The organism is Oribacterium sp. P9, from assembly GCF_046365365.1.
Taxonomy (GTDB): domain Bacteria; phylum Bacillota; class Clostridia; order Lachnospirales; family Lachnospiraceae; genus Oribacterium.
In genome coordinates this window covers 1-17,947 of record NZ_JBKEIS010000023.1, presented here as the reverse complement: position 1 = coordinate 17,947, position 17,947 = coordinate 1, and the positions used below count along the sequence as shown (strand labels likewise).

Annotated in this window: 20 protein-coding genes and 2 pseudogenes; 1 reads left to right on the top strand and 21 read right to left on the bottom strand. The window is 45.8% G+C overall.

Translation table 11 applies throughout. From position 1 onward, the window contains the following. Positions 1-95: 95 nt before the first annotated feature. The 10 genes and pseudogenes from ACK8P7_RS10170 to ACK8P7_RS10125 all read right to left on the bottom strand — a co-directional run bounded on the left by ACK8P7_RS10170 (position 96) and on the right by ACK8P7_RS10125 (position 6,577). Positions 96-1,313 carry an ATP-binding protein gene (locus tag ACK8P7_RS10170; RefSeq protein WP_410044097.1) on the bottom strand — a complete coding sequence of 406 codons (1,218 nt, stop codon included), beginning with the start codon at positions 1,311-1,313 and terminating at the stop codon, positions 96-98. A gap of 403 nt (positions 1,314-1,716) precedes the next feature. Continuing rightward, on the bottom strand, positions 1,717-2,112 hold the full coding sequence (locus ACK8P7_RS10165; RefSeq protein ID WP_410044096.1) for a HEPN domain-containing protein: 396 nt from the start codon (positions 2,110-2,112) through the stop codon (positions 1,717-1,719). Then, entirely contained in the window at positions 2,102-2,419 is a 318-nt protein-coding gene (locus ACK8P7_RS10160) for a nucleotidyltransferase domain-containing protein (RefSeq protein WP_410044095.1), read from the bottom strand. The genes ACK8P7_RS10165 and ACK8P7_RS10160 overlap by 11 nt, the downstream gene beginning before the upstream one ends. A 480-nt stretch (positions 2,420-2,899) precedes the next feature. Next, positions 2,900-3,229: pseudogene (locus tag ACK8P7_RS10155) on the bottom strand (UDP-N-acetylglucosamine 2-epimerase); the annotation flags it as partial. A 47-nt stretch (positions 3,230-3,276) separates the two neighbouring features. Then, positions 3,277-4,365, bottom strand: a complete 1,089-nt coding sequence (locus ACK8P7_RS10150) for an AAA family ATPase (protein ID WP_410044094.1) — start codon at positions 4,363-4,365, stop codon at positions 3,277-3,279. Between the two features lie 150 nt (positions 4,366-4,515). Continuing rightward, positions 4,516-4,725 (bottom strand): type II toxin-antitoxin system HicB family antitoxin, encoded by a 210-nt coding sequence (locus tag ACK8P7_RS10145; RefSeq protein WP_410044093.1) that lies wholly within the window; start codon positions 4,723-4,725, stop codon positions 4,516-4,518. Between the two features lie 258 nt (positions 4,726-4,983). Next, positions 4,984-5,379 carry a putative toxin-antitoxin system toxin component, PIN family gene (locus ACK8P7_RS10140; protein WP_410044092.1) on the bottom strand — a complete coding sequence of 132 codons (396 nt, stop codon included), beginning with the start codon at positions 5,377-5,379 and terminating at the stop codon, positions 4,984-4,986. Positions 5,380-5,393: 14 nt separating this feature from the next. Beyond that, on the bottom strand, positions 5,394-5,696 hold the full coding sequence (locus ACK8P7_RS10135; protein WP_410044091.1) for a type II toxin-antitoxin system RelB/DinJ family antitoxin: 303 nt from the start codon (positions 5,694-5,696) through the stop codon (positions 5,394-5,396). A gap of 145 nt (positions 5,697-5,841) precedes the next feature. After that, positions 5,842-6,198: a hypothetical protein gene (locus ACK8P7_RS10130; RefSeq protein ID WP_410044090.1), complete on the bottom strand. Its 357-nt coding sequence runs from the start codon at positions 6,196-6,198 to the stop codon at positions 5,842-5,844. After that, positions 6,191-6,577, bottom strand: a complete 387-nt coding sequence (locus ACK8P7_RS10125; protein ID WP_410044089.1) for a galactokinase family protein — start codon at positions 6,575-6,577, stop codon at positions 6,191-6,193. Before ACK8P7_RS10125 ends, ACK8P7_RS10130 begins: the two co-directional genes overlap by 8 nt. 100 nt (positions 6,578-6,677) lie before the next feature. On the opposite strand from ACK8P7_RS10125, the gene ACK8P7_RS10120 reads away from it, so the two are divergent. Continuing rightward, positions 6,678-8,633 (top strand): hypothetical protein, encoded by a 1,956-nt coding sequence (locus ACK8P7_RS10120; RefSeq protein ID WP_410044088.1) that lies wholly within the window; start codon positions 6,678-6,680, stop codon positions 8,631-8,633. 172 nt (positions 8,634-8,805) lie between these two features. On the opposite strand, the gene dprA is transcribed toward ACK8P7_RS10120, so the two are convergent. From dprA to ACK8P7_RS10065, 11 genes and pseudogenes are all read right to left on the bottom strand, one after another. Then, entirely contained in the window at positions 8,806-9,561 is a 756-nt protein-coding gene (dprA, locus tag ACK8P7_RS10115) for a DNA-processing protein DprA (protein ID WP_410044087.1), read from the bottom strand. Between the two features lie 72 nt (positions 9,562-9,633). Then, positions 9,634-10,146, bottom strand: coding sequence for an ATP-binding protein (locus ACK8P7_RS10110; RefSeq protein ID WP_410044086.1), 513 nt, complete (start codon positions 10,144-10,146; stop codon positions 9,634-9,636). A 189-nt stretch (positions 10,147-10,335) separates the two neighbouring features. After that, positions 10,336-10,527, bottom strand: a pseudogene (locus ACK8P7_RS10105) (hypothetical protein); the annotation flags it as partial. Further along, a complete protein-coding gene (cfr(C), locus tag ACK8P7_RS10100; RefSeq protein WP_410044085.1) occupies positions 10,511-11,611 on the bottom strand; it encodes a 23S rRNA (adenine(2503)-C(8))-methyltransferase Cfr(C) in 1,101 nt (366 codons plus the stop codon). The pseudogene ACK8P7_RS10105 and the gene cfr(C), both read right to left, overlap by 17 nt. Before the next feature lie 49 nt (positions 11,612-11,660). Beyond that, positions 11,661-12,455: an aminoglycoside O-phosphotransferase APH(3')-IIIa gene (gene aph(3')-IIIa / locus ACK8P7_RS10095; RefSeq protein WP_001096887.1), complete on the bottom strand. Its 795-nt coding sequence runs from the start codon at positions 12,453-12,455 to the stop codon at positions 11,661-11,663. A 173-nt stretch (positions 12,456-12,628) separates the two neighbouring features. Continuing rightward, positions 12,629-13,054: a PHP domain-containing protein gene (locus ACK8P7_RS10090; RefSeq protein WP_410044084.1), complete on the bottom strand. Its 426-nt coding sequence runs from the start codon at positions 13,052-13,054 to the stop codon at positions 12,629-12,631. A gap of 71 nt (positions 13,055-13,125) precedes the next feature. Then, positions 13,126-14,259: a 23S rRNA (adenine(2503)-C(2))-methyltransferase RlmN gene (gene rlmN, locus ACK8P7_RS10085; protein WP_009322361.1), complete on the bottom strand. Its 1,134-nt coding sequence runs from the start codon at positions 14,257-14,259 to the stop codon at positions 13,126-13,128. Positions 14,260-14,379: 120 nt separating this feature from the next. Further along, the gene (locus tag ACK8P7_RS10080) at positions 14,380-15,600 is read right to left on the bottom strand and encodes an MFS transporter (RefSeq protein ID WP_075680193.1); all 1,221 of its coding nucleotides are present in this window, start codon (positions 15,598-15,600) and stop codon (positions 14,380-14,382) included. 375 nt (positions 15,601-15,975) lie between these two features. Further along, the gene (locus ACK8P7_RS10075; protein WP_410044083.1) at positions 15,976-16,212 is read right to left on the bottom strand and encodes a hypothetical protein; all 237 of its coding nucleotides are present in this window, start codon (positions 16,210-16,212) and stop codon (positions 15,976-15,978) included. 872 nt (positions 16,213-17,084) lie between these two features. Beyond that, entirely contained in the window at positions 17,085-17,492 is a 408-nt protein-coding gene (locus ACK8P7_RS10070) for a putative toxin-antitoxin system toxin component, PIN family (protein WP_410044082.1), read from the bottom strand. Then, positions 17,489-17,755 carry an AbrB/MazE/SpoVT family DNA-binding domain-containing protein gene (locus ACK8P7_RS10065; protein WP_410044081.1) on the bottom strand — a complete coding sequence of 89 codons (267 nt, stop codon included), beginning with the start codon at positions 17,753-17,755 and terminating at the stop codon, positions 17,489-17,491. The genes ACK8P7_RS10070 and ACK8P7_RS10065 overlap by 4 nt, the downstream gene beginning before the upstream one ends. Positions 17,756-17,947 lie beyond the last annotated feature (192 nt).

The following is a 17,947-nucleotide window of genomic DNA, read 5'->3' as shown; positions in this document are numbered from 1 at the left end:
TTATTTGTAAAAAAAGACCTACGCTTTCGCGTGAGTCTAAATGTTAAGTTGACGACATTGGGGTCAGACCCCCTTACGAAATTCTTAAGATCATCTCACGTCAACAGCCAGTCGATGACGTTCACGACCTTTATGCCCTCGTAGTTTCCGAGCGAAAAGCGGTCGAGCGTCAGCACGATCTTTTCATAATTATCCTGGATACTTCTAAGTGGCCGCATCTCCCGCTCAAACGTCTCCTCTGCGGTCATATCCGCCGTCACCTGATAATAGGTAATCACGCCATCCTTCTGCGTCACGAAATCGACCTCAGTAGAGCCATATTTACCGATATTGACCTTGTATCCTCGTCTGGCAAGCTCCAGATAGACGATATTCTCGATCGTAAATCCGAGATCATATCGTTTTCTCGGAAGAATGTGGTTTCGGATGCCCATATCCACCATATAGTACTTCTGGTTGATCTTCAGAAGCTGCTTTCCTACGATGTCAAATCTCTCCACAGGATAAAAAACGAAGGACTCCGTTAAGGCTTCCACATAATCACTTACCGTATTCTGCGATACCTTCCGCCCCGACGAGATCAGATAGTCGGTGATGCTTTTCATCGACACCGGGCTGCCGATCACGCTGGCCAGATACCGTGCGATCGTCTTAAGTAAAGTGATATCCGTCACCTTACGTCCACGCCCCTCCACTTCTCTCCGCTCCTGCCGCTGCTCGATATCCTTTACGATCACTGTGTTATAGATCCCCTCCAGATACTGATCGATTTTCTCGTCCGTCCGATCCATCACTGCAACATACGGAATCCCACCAGTCTTCATGAACTCTGCAAAGGCATCCTCCTTCGCCATCCCCGTCACCGTCATATACTCACGGAAAGAAAGCGGCAGCATCCTGATCTCTATGTACCGACCTGACAGAAGCGTCGCAAGCTCACTCGACAGCATATACGCATTGGAGCCTGTGATATATATGTCCACACGCTCTCTGATATACAGACTATCTACCACCTTCTCAAACGAAGGAACCTCCTGAATCTCATCCAGAAAAATATAGCTTGTTTTGTCGACACAGAGCCGTTCCTTCAAATACTGATACAGTTTCCTGTAATCCTTTAAATCCTCGTAATCCAGGTTTTCAAAATTGATCGAAATAATCTGATCCGGTGTGACACCATGTGCCAGAAGCCTATGCTGATACTGCTCCAGAAGAACAGACTTCCCACAGCGACGAATTCCGGTCACGACCTTTATCTGCTGCTCATCCTTCCATGCCCACAACTGATCCAGGTATTCCTTACGCTCAACCATAGACGCACCTCCTTTTCTCCAGTATGGCACATCCCCTGCCGATTTTCAATTTATTTTCCCGTTTGGGAATACATTTGTGTATTTTCATCTATTTTTCTCATTTTGGCATCTTTTCGTTTTTCCACTCATCTGCCTAAACTAAGATTCCTTTCGCCAATGCAGCCGACCACCTCGTCTTCACTTCTCATCAACTTTTCGTCCCCTCAACACCCGACATACACTTCGGTAGCTCTCCACGTCCCCGACGTCATACCTCTTCCCGGGCATCACGAACGCGTGCATCGGCACCTGCCAGCTCAGCCACGCCTCGAAACTTCCCGGAGCGTCCGCACCGCATCCCGCGGCCAATGCTTCCGGAATCCGCTTCACGACCTCCCGACCCCTGTTGATTTCATCTGGTATTCTATTCTTTCTGCTCCACAATTTTCTCTGCCCAACCTACAATTTCTTTTGCATATAGTAACGCATCTCGTACATGTCGTTCTTCAATGTCAAGTTCATTTGGATACCGTACTGCGATTCCATATGGCGTTAATGCATCCGCATAATCATAATACTTCTCTGGAATTTCCACCTTGTTCTTTATTTGCTCCAGAAGAAATGAGAGATTGTGTTTCTTCGGCATCCCGCCTTGTGCACCATACGATATAATGATTGCTTTGATTGCTTTCTCTACCGCCTGCTGGCAGTGATAGCAAATGATTTCCAATGGCTTTGGATAGTACTGTTTATCAAGATGCTCCGCTACTCCAAGATCTGTTTTTGCAAACTCAATCCACATGATGTCTTCATGCTCCATATAGCAGCACCCCCTTCTGTACCACCTCACTCTCCACGGAAGCGATTTTTTCTTTTCTGTCTTCAAATGTCTTTTCCGTATTTACTATGATGTCAACAGATCGCTTTTGCTTATGCCTTATCGCCTTATACGCTTTAGCCGTAAGCCCAAGCATATCCTTTTGCGAATCATCCACAATGATATAAAAATCAAAATCGCTGTCTGCATTCTGTTTTCCTTCTGCAAAAGATCCAAACAAATAGATTCGTATTGGCATTAAGTCTTTAACAAAACTATTTGTTAACTCATTAATCTCAGTTGTAGGCATATGTTTATCCTCCTCCCTTTAAACAAGCTTTTCACCATCACTCCCTTTTAACAGGGACTGGATTTAATATTTATGGTACCCGGCCCTATTGTAGCCTCCCCTTCTAATTGTTTCCTTTAGTATACCATACGCTGTCTATACTTTTGACCACCCCACTTCCCCTCAAACACCTGACCCATTATACTCCTTACTCACGAGGTTGCCCCGCCACCATTTCTTTACTTCTTTATCAAAATCAAATTCTACCGGCTGTTTTTATTAAATATCGTTTTTACAAGTACATTTGTTCTTCTATATTCATAATATTACTATCTACTCAAAAAATCAAGTGCTACTTATGTTGCCTTTCCCTATATTCTTGCTCCTCTTTCACCGTCAAAACATATTCATCCTCGCGCAAATCATTTCCATCTTAATCTATACGTTTCACAATTCATCCGATGCCCGCTCTCTTCCACGGGCACCGGCCTCCCTCCTCTTTTATTCTTTACTCGTCTTCATCTCTCCGTATTCCAGTATATCCGCGATTCTTTCGCATGCGTGTCCGTCCCCGTACGGGTTCGCTGCGTGTGACATCTTTTCATACTCTTCCTAGTTATCGAGGAGCTTCGTAAACTCGTTATAGGTTACCTCCTCCGAGGTGCCGACCAGCTTCAGCGTTCCCGCCTTGATGCCCTCCGGACGCTCGGTGGTATCACGCATCACCAGTACCGGCTTGCCGAGTGACGGTGCCTCCTCCTGGATTCCGCCGGAATCCGTAAGGATCAGGTAGCTATAGTGCATATAGTTATGGAAGTCAAGCACATCCAGCGCTTTCCCTCTTGTTCCAATTTGTATATGCATGTACCGGCATTTGTTTAGCCCTCCTTTCGGAAAGTAAACTGTTTAAATACAGGAATCGCACCATAGCGTCCTTCCAGATAAGCTTTACTCAGTTTCTTATCATATCTTTCCTTGAATCTATCCAGGGAATAAATCTTGCTGGCATTCGTCCCGTCACGCTCTACGAACCATATTTCGTCTCTGCGGAACAGTTCCTGATCCATGATGGTATCTTCATGTGTTATGAACACCAACTGCACTCTGTCAGCCTCATGGGCCTCCATAAACAGTTTTAAGAAATGCTCCGTCAGCTTAGGGTGGAGACTTCTTTCCAGCTCATCAACCACAAAGACTACATCTTTTCTTTTACTCATCAGCATATCTATCAGATCGAACAGTCTCTTCGTTCCGTCAGATTCCTCATGAAAGCTGAAATCAAATACCAGATTTCCATGTTTTAAAACAAGCGTTGTAATTTCCGGTTCACTCGCACCGGCAATGCGAATGTTAAAGAAACCATCTGCAATTCTCCATGTCATTTTCAATTCCGGAAGATTTGTCATCTGCATTTGTTTCTTCAAGGTATTAAAAATCTCATACAGAACTTCCTTAGGGACCATCTGGCTCATTTCTTCCATGGTGATCTGTTTTGTCTTGATTTCGCTGACACCGGTATCAAAAGTTTTGATTAAACTGCTTATGGTATCCAGAGATTCCTCGCTATAATAGGCATCTGTATCAGAAATGCCGATGTTCGGATTAATGACAACGATATGATTTATAATCCATTCAAACACATTTTTGAAGAACAGCAGTTTTGAATTGTCCTCATACTTCTTTCCTCTGTTCATCTCTGCCAAAAAGAGCTGAGTATTATGACCAGCAAAATCTTCGGCATACACAGCAAACCTGTTTTTTTCAGAAGTGGTTGGATTCACCCCATCTCCCAATACGGGCGCTTTCTCCTTTTCTCTCATAAACAGATTATGGGCAGAGCCATCCTGCATCAGTTCAAAAAGCCACTCTTCCGTGATTTCTCTCTTATTTAAAATTGCAGAAATCCAGCATATTCTGACCTGCTCCACATTATCCGGGCACTGCATACGACGCTGTACTTCTACCATTCACTGCCTTTGATTCTTCCGTCATATTATTTGCGTTTTTATCTATACGTCAATCACTATATATCCGCCGCAGAGAGCTGATCTCGGAAATGTCAAAATAACAGTCTCGCGCGGCGGAAGAATGTAAAATTCTTATGTGCACACGGCATGTTATGCATATATCAATCTACCTTTAGGTGCTGGGATTTCTCTACCTAATGCTTCCGCTGTTTCCAGCCATTCAGAAATGACTATTTCTACGTTTTCCAGGGCCTCCTCTGCTGTTGCACCATCTGCCATACAGCCAGGAAGTTCCGGAACATCTACGATCCATTTTTGATCTTCTTCAGACCAAAAAACTATACGCTCATATTTATGCATGTTTATACCTCCAGCTCCCACTCTCCGAAACCAATCCGCCTTCCTCAAACACCCGACATACCCTTCGATAGCTCTCCACGTCCCCGACATCATACCGCTTCCCCGGCATCACGAACGCGTGCATCGGCACCTGCCGGCTCAGCCACGCCGCGAAGCTTCCCGGAGCGTCCGCTCCGTATTTTTCTTTATGGGGCCTGGCCCCAATGTCGTCAACTTTCTTTACTATGAAGATGGCCCCAACACCGTACCCAAACGCTATTATTTTTTCAGGATTTCCAGCATCTCTGCCGGGGTAACAATGAAATTTCTGACCGGATAGTGTTTCTGATTTCCCGTCACAAGATAGGCATCGTCTTCACGCTTTTCCATTGCAACCTCATAGAACACAAGGTCATCCATATCAATCAGTATTTCACCGGTTGGTTTTGGCATCACCTCAACGCCAAACTGCCGTACAGCTTCTAACACTGTCTGAATCGTTTCCGGGTTTAAATGAAACTTTTTTCGGCTTAATACCTCTTCGTATTCCGCTAAAATGTCCGGGTGATACAGTGGGATAATTTCTCCTGACAACATCGCCCGAAATACTTGCCGTGGAGGTGAGTCCGGGTTTTTGGTAATAACAGCTGACACGATTACATTTGTATCAACCACGGCGTAGCATCGCATCACTTTGCCGCCTTTCTAGCCGCTCTCACATCCGCTATCTCTGCATTGATTTCATCCAAAGTCATCTCAGGAACGGCTTCTGCCTGCTTAAACATATCATCTAAAGCACTCAAAGCTTCCGTTCTTGTCACAACGCCTTTTGGCAAAGTCGTATCAAATGGAATCCCCCGTACCATCTTGCTTCTGACAAAAAACATTCTGATAGCCGTTGGAATGTCCATCCCTAAAGCTTCGTAGATTTCCGTCACTTCCTGTTTCAGTTCTTTATCAACACGTGCCTGAACTAAAGTCTGTTCTGCCATAATGAGCGCCTCCCTATTTATATTCGTTTCACATACCACCGTATGATTTTCATATATTCATTATGCGTTATTCAACTAAAAATATCAAGCACTCAACAGAATTTCACTGTGAATGTGAACTTCCTGAAGATTTTCTAAAGCCACTTTACTTCCCTTCAAACACCCGACATACCCTTCGGTAACTCTCCACGTCCCCGACGTCATACCGCTTCCCCGGCATCACGAACGCGTGCATCGGCACCTGCCGGCTCAGCCACGCCACGAAGCTTCCCGGAGCGTCCGCGCCGCAGCCTGCGGCCAATGCTTCCGGTATCCGCTTCACGTCCTCCCGGCGATAAAAATAAAACGGTTGCACAGCGAGATGTCCCTTCTGCGCCTTCGTCTCGCCCCAGCGCACGAAATGCTCCGCAAACTTATGATTCGTCACCACGATAAACTCATCGATCTCCGGATCCGCCGCGAGATCCTCCACCAGCCAGTCCAGAATCGCCTTCTCACTCATAATTGTGGATGCTGCTCCAGCCACTCTCGAAGACCAGCTCGCCCTCGATCACGGCGCTCATACCCACCGAAAGCGTATGCTTCTCCGACAGCATCAGCGTCGCCCCGCGAAGATGATCCGCCCAGTCGCCCACCTTCTCCTGCTCGATCGAACGAATGTGGAACTGCGCACGCTTCGGAAAGTTCAGCGAACAGAGCTCGATGACACCGTTCTTCTTCGCACTGTACGCGATATGGATTCCCTTATCGATCGCGAGACCGTGGATCTTCCCGTACTGGTGGTCAATGTGGGCACCGAGCGGCGAGATTCTGTACGGACAGAATACCTCACCGTCAGGTGACTTGTGATATAACGACTCATAGGTTTCTAAATAATTCATCTGTTTTCAACCCTCTTTTATAAATCTATGGTAATATCATATATAACTACGCCGCATACAAGTGGCTTAATCTTCTTATTTTTAAGAAAGGAAAATCGTCATGAATTCAAGTTCTGAATCCGCACTCGTAGCTCAGCGCACTTCCCGCGCCCTTACCCGTTCCTTCATTCTGGTCATTTTCCTTGCACTGGTGTCATCCCGTTCCGCGATGGCCGCCGAGCCTCCGAACGCTGCTCATCCGCCTAGTCGTACTGTGTCCTCTTCTCCGGCGCTTCGTACATCTCGCACCCGGAACGCACTCCGTCCGCAGTCTGGTACCGGCTGGTACTATGCCGACGACTCCCGTCACTGGTACTACCAGGTTCCGACGCAATCTACTTCTCTGCTCAGAACCACAGCTCCATCCACGTCACCTGATGACGCACAGGATTCTGAATCTACTCTTCTCAAAACCGGCTGGCATCACGATGTCGACGGCTTCACTTACTACTTCGATCCGTCCGACGGTCATATGCTCGCAGGTTCCCACACGATCGATGGCATCGAGTACAGTTTCCTTCCGGAGCGCGACCGCGGCAACTATCATCAGGACAGCCTCGGTGCCTGGTTCTATCGCGCCAACGGCCTCGCTCCGTATGGCTCTCTTCTTAATTATCGCTCTCGGAACAAACGTCACTCTTCACCGGCTGCCACTCGTCCGACGAATACAGACTGCGATCAGTCGTTAATCGACTCAGAGGATCTCGTCACCGATCGGCTCACAATCCCTCCGAAGGCCTCTCCGTCTGAGCTGACCCGCGACGATGACACGAATACCGGCACGACCGCCACTCCATCTGAGCTTCCGCGTGACGAAGATTCCACAGCCACGCCTTCCGAGCTCCCACGCGAGAATGATTCTCCGGCCACGCCTTCCGAGCCGCCACGTAGCGAAAACACCGTGCCGAGCGCACCAGACCCGGAATCCCCGGATCCTGGCGAGTTGCTAGATCCTCCGTCCCCACCAGAGACGACCGATCCAGAAACTCCAGCGCCTCCTTCTGACGACCGTAATCACGCCCACACTTCAGATCCTTCCGTCCGCTGTATCGCGACCGATGACTGGTCGACGATCCTCGCAAACCGTGACGCCTACGGCGACTGCATCACGAATCACTGCACCGGGCTTCTGTACCTGAGCGGCCCACCAGTTTCGTGGCCGCTTCCGTCGACCGACACCACAACGCAGGATTATCCGCTCTACGTCTCGCTCGTCGACGACCGCGATGGCCAGCTCACCTTCGCGCAGGCCTACGCCATCCCGGAGCTGAGCGCCGTCCCGATGTACGTCGGAACCAGCTTGCATGATTCTGAATCTACACCGACCTACAAGCAGTCGAACTTAGGTGGTATCTGCGATACATGGCTGTTCCGTACACTGATCGGCACTGGAACAAAATCACCGTTCAGATTCTATCTCGAAGATGATGACGGCACCTACTCGCAGCACGAATTCACCTATCCAGGCTATCTGATCCGCATACCAGAAGCGGACGAAAGCTGTGCTGGTACTTTGCTTCCACTGCAGTCGACGAAAAAATACATAAGTCGAGGCTATCAGGCTGAATCCCCTGGGGTTGAACGTGGTCGATATACAACTTACCTATCCGACAAAACAACACCAGAATCCAGGCTTCCTCAGCTGTTCACCAAGGGAAAGATGAAATCTTCTCTACTGTGGTTCCCGTCTGCGCAGGAGCTTCACGAATACACGCTGACGAAAATGGAAGAGAACACTTACCTGCCGCTCGACGACGATGGTGATCCTCTGCTCAGTATGTACCTGAAGCCTGAGCGCTACATCCCAGCCCTCGCCGACAGCTGGCGCAGCGACGAATCCTACTGGCTCCGAAGCACACCATCCGCCTACCTCAGTGAGGATACCTACGCCGAACAGGGCATGTCCGACGAAGCCACCCGCGACGAGTACTTCCTCCATGCCGACAGCACCGGTAACATACGCGCTGCACACTACGACGACACCGCCGCCGTGCGCCTGATCTTCACTGTCAAATAACTCATGAACCTTCGAATGTGATTATTTCAATCTATACCTTAACATCATTCATTCGGTGCCTGCTGGTTACAGCAGGCACCGAATATTCTACTTTGGTTCGGATTGCTTCTGTTTCTTGCGTTCTTTATATCTGGCACACCGCTTAGCGTTGCTGCTCCAGTTTATAAACAGCTCACATATAGCTAACCTTCCGCCCATAATAATCGCTGAACTTTGCAGTGATATGTGCACCGCTTCCTTTACCGGCAGCGACGACAATCAGTTCGTCGGACCAGGCGCTGATTATTCGGTTTCTTTCCGGGAAGGTATAGCGTGCGGGATACGTACCGGGTGGATATTCAGAGATCAGAAGTCCGTCCGTTTCTAAAACTTCTTTCAATTTTGCATGCTCACTCGGATAACAGATATCGAGGCCATTCGCGAGAACAGCAATGGTATATCCACCAGCCTGCAGGCATGCGGTATGAGCATACGAATCGACGCCTTTTGCCATACCACTGACGACCGCAACGTGTTTCTCTGCATTGGCCTCGGCAAGTGAAGCGACGAGACGCTTCGTCTCCTGTGTGCAGCGGCGAGCTCCGACGATGCCGACCGACTGATCGATCGACTGTAACTTGCCTTTATAATATAGAAGAATCGGAGTATCCTTACAGTTTCTGGCGCGCTTCGGGTAGCGCGGATCATCAAGCGTCAGCAACGAAATATGCTTCTGATCACACTCCTCAAGTATTCTTTTTGCATCGTCCAGGCCCTTATTTTCGAGGAGAATATTTCTCTGCGCAGTTGTCAGGTCACCCATTTTCTTTAATTCCTCTTCCGAACCGTGATATACATTTTCCGGATTCCCGAACTTTTTCATGAGGCGATTCGCCGTAACAGGGCCGATGCGTGGCAACGTCGTCAGCCAGATCCAGTATTCCAACATCACTTCTTCCTTTCTATAATTTCAAGCTCTTCATCATTGATTTTTCAAGTTTTTCTTTCATCGCGCAAGTTTTCACTTCACAACGAGCATTTCACTGTTGCTCTTATCGAGATCTCGATAGTTCAGAATGCGTTTGATATCCTGTAGGCGAATGTTCTCAGCACTATTGAGATCTGCGCTCGTGCGGGCAAGCCGAAGCAGCTTGTGAATCACACGTGCGCTATAGCCGTATTTTTCACTGGTTTCCTTCAGAAGTGTCCGTGATTCCTCATCCAGGACACAGTATTTCTGCATCTGTGCGGTCGACATCTGTGCGTTACAGTTGATGCCCGGATCATTTTTATAACGGCACTGCTGGATTTTTCTCGCCGCTTCTACTCTTTTCCGAATTTCAGCAGATGATACCATCGCATCTTCCTGCTCGAGTGTAAAGTAATTTACCGGTTTCACTTCCTTCTGAATGTCGATGCGGTCCATGATCGGACCGGATATTTTCCCTCGGTATTTTATAATCTCATAATCGCTGCAGCGGCATTTAGGCCCCGGATAATAGCCGCAAGGACATGGATTCATCGTAACCACCATTTTGATACAATGAAACGATTGCACCCCCTCCATTCGGCATTGGATTAGACTACTCTTCAATTTATAGAAAGTTGCAGAGTAGTTTTTTTCTTTCACGAAAAAAGAGATATCAACGCGCCAAGGGTCAATATCTCTTTTTTCTTATTATAATTCACTTGTCAAGCATCAAATCGAAAAACTGGAAGTTGTCTAAAATAGTAAAGCCGTACCGCTTACTATTTTTTCTTTTACTGCTGAAACAGTATCTTTGATTGAATGCGTAGTTGTATCTATAACATTTAATTCATAGATTCCCAAATTGGAAAATTGCTCCCACATGGTTTCTACCAATTCGATATTTGTCTTTCGGTCTAACTTTGAGCGTTCAACAGCTCGCTTCAACCTCTTCACCAAAACTCTTTACATCTCTAGCGGACATTGTTCTCTCTCCTTGTTTTTGATCGTCACGGTAGGCCCCCGCCAACTGGCCACAAGCAGCGTTAATATCGGAGCCAAATTGCGTTCGGATATTGACGCTAATTCCTGCATTATGAATGATACGGCAAAAGGCCTTTATTCGTGTGTGGCTTGAGCGCACCATAGTTTCCGTAACTGTCGTTTGATTGTATGGGATTAAATCTAAATGGTATAGTGGCAAATACTTTTTGTGTTTGAATAACAACTTGGTAAGTTGCTCTGCGTGTCTGTCGCTGTCATTGACATCCTTTAGCATGATGTATGCCAAAAACACCTTGCGATTTGTTTGCCGAATGTGCTGATCTAATGTATCCAGTACCTGACCAAGGGGGTATGTTTTAGTTATTGGCATGAGCGTTTCCCTCAGACGGTCAGTAGGTGCGTGGAGGGAATAGGCCAGATTGACTTGCGGATATTCTCTTGTCAATTTTTGAATACCCGGCACGATACCGATAGTCGAAATGGTGATGCGTCGCTGGGACAGCCCGAACAGTTCCGGGGCGGTCAGATCATGCAGGGCTTCAAAAACTTGTGGATTAGCGAACGGCTCTCCCATTCCCATAAAAGAGATACTGTTGATACTGCATCCTTGTTGCATAAAATATAGGATTTGGTCGGTAATTTCATCCACAGTCAAGTTTCTGCGTAATCCCAAAGTCCCTGTTGCGCAAAACTTACAACCGAAGCCGCAACCGCTTTGAGATGAAATGCAAAAGGAGTTCCAGCCCTCTTTATAAAACAGGCCCACCGTTTCCACACGGTTTCCGTCCGACAGTTCAAACAGCACCTTGTCAGTTTGCATTGATTTCTCATGATGGATCGCCTTGATCTCCACAACAGTTTCACCAAACTGCTCCACCAACTTTTCGCGCAGCGTTTTTGGAAGCAACTTCATATCTTCAAAACGCATAATTCCTTGTAGGAACACAGCATCAAGCAGTTGCTTATAACGATACTCAGGTAAGCGCATATCCGCTATGAGCTGTTTCATTTTTTTATACTTGGACATAATTATATTTTCTCCTGCTTATTTAATCGCAATCTTTCCTGTCTTGGTACTAAAACAATTCATCCAGTAAAATATAATATTTTATTTTCTCCCAATCAGGCTTGATCCCCAGTAAGTCAAAAAATAGCTCGACATACTGTTCTTCCCCGATATCCTCCCTGATCGACCGGACGCAGAAGGCAATGTCATACCACTTGTCCGCCCTGCCGCTTCTCCCAAGATCAATAAAGCCACTTACTTTGCCATCTTTCACAAAGATGTTGCTGTCTCCCAGGTCGCCGTGGGAAAAGACAAGTTCCTCTTCGGGCTTTTCCGTCTTTAAAAAATCATACAGCTCGCGCGGATCTTTAAATGGAGTGTCTTCTTCCCAGTTTTCGCAATCCACATCGGCCAGATCGTTATTCAGTAAGTAATCCAATTCGGCTAAGCGGCTGTCTAAGCTATTCGTATAGGGACAATCCGATATGTCGATGGAGTGAAAGAGCCTGATGCACTCCGCATACAGCTCGATAATCTTTTCAGGGCTTTGTTCATCTTCATACTCTTCCGAGCAAAGGACGCCATCGGCCTCACTCATGAGCAGATTGCTCCAGCCATCATGCCGTTCAAAGTGCAGGACCTTTGGAACAGGCAGCTTTCCTTCCAGCCATAGCATCATGTCCTTTTCCCGTTCCACATCATAGGTGGTCCCTTTATACCGGCTGTCCGTCATTTTTAAATATAGGTTTTCATTTTCTCCCACCAGCTTATATACCTTAGCAGGAGACATTCCTTCCGTATCTTTTACGCAGCGGTATTTTTCGATCAGTTTTTTCAATTCCGGTGATATTCTCATTTTAGCCATTTATTATTTCCTTCCTCTTTTCTACAGTATTTGTAGTTTTTCCTGTCCCCGGCGCACCTGTGATTACAATAATTCTACCTTGATTCATCTATATTTTACCTCCACAACTTCCGATTTTAATGTCTCTATTATATGGGAGCATTCAACGATTATGCCACAAGAGCTGTGGAACTTCACAAGAAATGTGAAACACTGCTTAGCAGAGTTTCTCCAAAAGCTGAAGGCGAGATTCCTTGGCAGATTGTAATTCTAAAAGGTACATGGAGATATATAAAATAAATGCGGAGTGAATAATATAAGGCAAACTCTTCTGGAAACAAGCTGGGTTCCGAAAACTCAATTCCACTTAGCAAAGTTAACGAACCGTATTTTTTTCGCAAGCGGTTTATTTCACGGAAATAATCATCAACAACAAAGTTCTGTTTTCTGTTATCCTTAACAATTGAAAGATTCTTTTCCGCTGAATTAAAATCCACATGTTCAGTAAAACAAATAACTCTTGTACCCGTTTTGCCGGCAATCAGACAATAATCCTCCATCGTAGACATTCCATCAATTGAGAATTTTGAATGGACATGCATATCAACAAATTCATTCATAATCGAGCCTCCATTTGTGAAGTTCATGCAGATCAGTGAACGCAAATACTAGATCACACTCCGACATGCTCTTATTTATGCGATGAACCCTTTTTTCCATTCTTGCTTTTATTGTTTACATAACGTCTCTTACTTGGCTTCAATCTACTCGAAGATCCAGCATTGTTCGACGAACCTGTATCCAATTCCGAAGCTCCTTTTTTCTTGGGTGCACTCATATTGCGGTTATTTAATCTACTTACCAATTGACCACATGCGGCTTTTATATTGCCACCTCGGGATTCTCTGATTTTCACAGTAAGTCCCACCTTATTTAACTTATCACGAAATGCAACGAGTTCCTGTTTGTTTGGTCTTCGAACTGCTTTACAATCCGTTTCATTGTATTGTAAAAGATTAATCAATACATTTTTGTCACGAAACCATCTTCCCAACTGTTTTACATCATTCGCACGATCATTTACACCCGGTATAAGCAAATATGCTATAGTAACGCTACGATTATGTCTTTCTGAATATGAGAGTACTGATTGAACTACTTCATTTATATCATACCCTTTCATATGCGGCATGATATAGTCCCTTACATGCTGATTCGTGGCATGCAGGGATAACGTAAGTTGGATTTTTAAATGTTCTTCTCTCAACTTCTTCATCTGAGGGAGCGGTCCCGTTGTTGATATTGTTATACCATCTGTTGGAAAATCAAGTCCTTTGCGGTCTCTTAATATATGAATGGACTTTATCACGTTATCATAATTGAACAGAGGTTCTCCCATGCCCATGAATACAATCCTATTTACTCTACCATTTATCAGTATTACTTGTTGAACTATTTCAGATGGTGTTAGATTTCTGACAAATCCATTTTCACCAGAGGCGCAAAAGATGCACCCAACAGGGCAACCTATCATGGTGCTCACGCATACAGTAGTACCAGTTTTTCTTTTAATGCTTACCGTTTCAATGCAATAGCCATCTGACAATTCAAAAGCATATTTCTGAGTATCCGGACCACGAAAGATTTCCTTGATAGTTATCGTTTTATACTTGTTACTACTTTGGGAACCGGAGTATAATTCGCGATAAAACTTATCCGCCTCAACTTCTCCCAATACACCAACCATTTCAGAATATGTGTATCCATATGGATCCTTATATATATCCGTGGCTTGAACAGAAGCATTCTTAACCATATTCAACATATGACCTCCAATAAAAAATCACGCTAAGATTCGTTGCAAAAGGCAATCACATTTCCTTTGCAACGCCCTCCTGAAAACCATCCAGGCATTTTGTTTAGTAATAGAAAAAGGTGCAGTTGATTATTGCGTATTGTCAATCTCTCTCAAACCGGGTAGTAAAAATACGGCAAGCGCAACGATGATAATGCCAATTCCGCAAATGACAAACCATTTCTCAACTCCCAGCCGCTCCGCCAGAGGCCCGGAAATGACAAGGCCAAACGGCATGGCGAGGGAAGCGGCGCTTGTCAGTAGAGAAAAAACTCTCCCCAGATATTCTGGTTTGACCGTTTCTTGAAAAATCGCATTTTGCACACCGTAAAATGGAGCGGAAATTCCCATAACAGTACAGCACACAACAAAGACAAGAAATGCGTCTGGCGGCAAAAGCCCGGAGAGCATAATGCTAACGCCCATCAGGAGAACGGAAAGACCGATGGTGTACCGCCGTTTCTTAAAACCGCCCCAAATGCTCAGAATGACTCCGCCAAGCAGCATACCAACCGCAAAAGCAATTTCAGCGGCAGAGGCATGGGCCGGTGTTCCTTTGAAGTATGACATACAGATGAGAGGAAAAAGCGTACTGATTGGCATATAAAAGAACATATAAATTACACCAATCCAGAGCAGAGCAAAGAGGCCCCTGTTTTGCTTTAATACCACATACCCCTCTTTCATATCCTGTAAAAACTGTTGTCTTTTCGTTTCTGGACATAGTTCAGGCGTTGGTATGGACGAAATCGCAACAGTCACACAGGCAAGGATTGCACCCACAATATCTAACAATATAATTGCATTAAGAGGCCAAACAGCATATAAAAACGCTGCGGCAGCTGGACTGATAATCGCACTTACTGCTTGCATGGTCTGCGTGTAACCAGCGCATTTTGTAAGTTCCTCTTTTGGCACAATCATAGGTGTTGCTGCGCTGAATGCTGGAGAATGAAAAGCAGTTCCCGCACTTCGGATTAACAGGACAACCATAATAGACCATACGGGCAATTCCATGTAAAACGCCACCAGCGCCAGAATACCGCCAGCGGCGGCAATTATCAAATCCGCACCAATCATTACGCTTTTACGGCTGTGCCGGTCAACAAAAGCACCTGCAAACGGGCCTAAACAGGCTTGCGGCAAAAATCCAATCAGTGTTGCCGCCGTCAATATGATTGCAGAATTAGTTTTCGCAACCAAATAAAAGATAATGGCCATTTGCAAAATACCGCTGCTAATAAAGGATATTGCTTGTCCGGCAAGAAGTGTAAAATAAGTTTTTCTCCATGAATTGTTGTTTTGGGTCATAATGCGAACCTCCTTTTTTATTGCATTGTTCCTTTGTTTCTGCAATAAAAAGCAGGCGTTGTCCCACAGAGAGGGCAGACGCCTGCATAACAACAAAGCACGAAAAAACACCACGATACAGTTCAAAGACTGCTCGTGTCAAACCTACGTGTTCCTTTGCATACGCACGCAAAAAAAGCCCACCATCATGTGGAAAGGTACTTCTACTTTTTATTGCTTATTAGCGTACACAAATTAACACACGTAAGCCTCCTTCCAATCTCAAACTGTCGCACAGTATAACACACATCCGATAGACTTGTCAACCATTTTTAACCTTGTTTTCCATCTTGTTTTTCCATCTCTTACGGGCAGTAGCAAAGCCAGGCGAGCCAGTCAACGGTCAAGATGAACGGCGCTTTCAGCGCCGCCGTTGACAGTCTCGCCCGTCTTTGCTAATGGGTAATCAAGGCGGGAAAGCCATTTTAGGGCTTTCCCGCCCATTTCAATTTTGGGAGAAGAAAGGCCCCAAAATGAACGAGTGCGGCCAAACACTTTTAGGGATTGGCCACCTTGTCCACCCATCCAGTGGGGCGGCGGGGAACGGTCAAGGCCGGGCGTCAGCCCATTCATTTCAGCCTTGACGGTTTCCTGCCGTCCTGCTACTTTTCCCGGAGTGTGGCCACACATCTGGTCACGGTGTCCAGAGCTTTGGGACTTTTTGTCCCATAGGCCGGGGGCGGAGGACGAGGGACGGGGGCTTTCATAATACGCCCTGTCTGCTGCTGAAATCAGCCCTTTGTTTCCGGCTTACCAGCCCCAAACAAAGCCCTGCTTTCCTGCCGCGTCAAATGCCCTTGCCCTCCCCGGCGGCAACGGTATTTTCAGGGCAACGCCGACAGAGCGTATAACACACTACACTTTGCTCCGCAAAGTCGTGTGCCAAATGGGGCGCTGCCCCCTTTGGAAACCCCCGCAACAAACAGGTGCTATGCACCCAGCCGGGAGCATAGCGCCGTTTGTTGTCAGCAGCCCGTTTCACGGTCTGCGTGTAGTTCCTTGTAAACTGACCTAAGATGTACGCGAAATATGCGCTTACAGGATAACAGAACATGAATCATCCACTGGGTGGATTCCGTAGAAGAATCTTTAATATAACCAGATTCTAGCACGAAGTTTCAGAATTGCATATGGTCGTTAATCAGACTATATGAAGCGGTTTACCCCACGTGTTTTCAAGGGTTCTCGAGATTTTGCCTTTAAAAAATTTCTTGACTTTTTACAGAAATCAGCCCTGGCGCAAGTTAAATCCAACATATTCTGACCTGCTCCGCATTATACGGGCAATGCATACGACGCTGTACTTCTACCATTCACTGCCTTTGATTCTTCTGCCACATTATTTGCGTCTTTATCTATATGTTAATCACTATATATCCGCCGCAGAGAGCTGATCTCGGAAATGTCAGAATAACAGTCTCGCACGGCGGAACGATATTTGATTCTCAATAACTCTGCATATATTTTTCCCAGAATTCCTTAGCTGTAATAATTTCAATATTCTCAAACTTTTCTAAAACCAGCAAGTCTTTATCACCGCTTACGATATACAACGCTTTTGCATCTTTGGCGCATCCCAGAAACTTGTCATCGTCAGGATCTCTGCTCAATTCGACATGTGTTACAGGTTCAACTACTTCCAAAGCCTGTACCAGCGGTGCCAGCAATTGACGATTAATATGCCCCTGCTTCCTATCGATCATTTCCTGCACGATTTCCTCGTATTCATCAATAATCTCAGTTGTAGCGCATGCCGTCAATCTGCTTTCTACCACCGCATTTAAGATTTGTCGAGGAAATCCGCCAAAGAAAACTCCGGAAATTAAAACATTCGTATCAACAACTATTCTCATTTCCGTTTACTCTGCCTCACAGACTTAATTATATCGTTTACGTCTTCTTCCTTATACCCAACCGAAGACGCCCACTTCTGCGCTTCATCAAGAGATGCTTCAAACTCTTCTGCCGTCGGCAGTTTCAACGTTTTCAGCATAATAACATCTCCAGAAGCATACGCCACTAACTTGTCACCAGCATCAATAGACAATAACTTTCGGATAGCAACAGGTAAGGAAATCTGCCCTTTAGATGAAACTGTCAAAACCTGCGTATTCATAAAATGCTCCTTTCAAAAGTAAGATTTTCTTACTAAAATTATGCCACAATCCATTTCTTTGTGCTACGCGTGCTGCTTCGAATTTACAAATATTTTAGAATTTGTTTATTCTTTCTTTATGGGGCCTGGCCCCAATGTCGTCAACTTAACATTTAGACTCACGCGAAAGCGTAGGTCTTTTTTTACAAATAA